Annotated in this window: 1 protein-coding gene; it reads right to left on the reverse strand. The window is 63.4% G+C overall.

Annotation, left to right across the window (positions count from 1 at the left end):
- Window position 1: 1 nt before the first annotated feature.
- Window positions 2–1,215: NADP-dependent isocitrate dehydrogenase (locus FS320_RS43700; RefSeq protein ID WP_152718692.1), on the reverse strand; the 1,214-nt coding region annotated here is incomplete at its 5' end.

The raw sequence follows: 1,215 nt of genomic DNA on the forward strand, positions 1-1,215 counted from the left end.
TTTACGCCGCCATTTCTTTTTTGAGGTTTTCGTCGATTTTGTCGAGGAATCCGGTGGTGGAGAGCCACTTCTGCTCGGCGCCGACCAGGAGTGCCAGGTCCTTGGTCATGAAGCCGGCCTCGACCGTGTCGACGCATACCTTCTCCAGGGTCGCGGCAAAGCGGGCGAGCTCGGCATTGTCGTCGAGCTTGGCCCGGTGCGCCAGGCCGCGGGTCCAGGCGAAGATCGACGCGATCGAGTTGGTCGAGGTCTCCTTGCCCTTCTGGTGCTCGCGGTAGTGACGCGTCACCGTGCCGTGGGCGGCTTCCGCCTCCACCGTCTGGCCGTCCGGCGTCATCAGCACCGAGGTCATCAGGCCGAGCGAGCCGAAGCCCTGCGCCACCGTGTCGGACTGCACGTCGCCGTCGTAGTTCTTGCACGCCCAGACATAGCCGCCCGACCACTTGAGCGCCGAGGCCACCATGTCGTCGATCAGGCGGTGCTCGTAAAGAATGCCGGCGGCATCGAACTTCGCCTTGAACTCGTTCTGGTAGACCTCTTCGAAGATGTCCTTGAAGCGCCCGTCATAGGCCTTGAGGATGGTGTTCTTCGTCGAGAGATAGACCGGGTACTTGCGGTTCAGGCCGTAGTTGAGCGAGGCGCGGGCGAAGTCGCGGATCGACTCGTCCAGGTTGTACATCGCCATGGCGACGCCGGCATCCGGGAACTTGAACACTTCCTTCTCGATGACCGTGCCGTCCTCGCCCTCGAACTTGATCGTCAGGCGGCCCCGGCCGGGCACCTTGAAGTCCGTGGCCTTGTACTGGTCGCCGAAGGCGTGGCGGCCGACGATGATCGGCTGGGTCCAGCCGGGCACGAGGCGGGGCACGTTCCTGCAGATGATCGGCTCGCGGAAGATCACGCCGCCGAGGATGTTGCGGATCGTGCCGTTGGGCGACTTCCACATCTCCTTGAGGCCGAATTCCTGCACGCGGCCCTCGTCCGGCGTGATGGTGGCGCACTTCACGCCGACGCCATACTTCTTGATCGCCTCGGCGGCCTCGACCGTCACCCGGTCGTTGGTCGCGTCGCGGTGCTCGACGCCGAGGTCGTAGTACTTCAGGTCGAGGTCGAGATAGGGGTGGATCAGCTTCTCTTTGATGAAGTGCCAGATAATGCGGGTCATCTCGTCGCCGTCGAGCTCGACAACCGGGTTGGCAACCTTGATCTTCGCCA

This window comes from Microvirga tunisiensis (genome assembly GCF_009296175.1).
GTDB lineage: Bacteria > Pseudomonadota > Alphaproteobacteria > Rhizobiales > Beijerinckiaceae > Microvirga > Microvirga tunisiensis.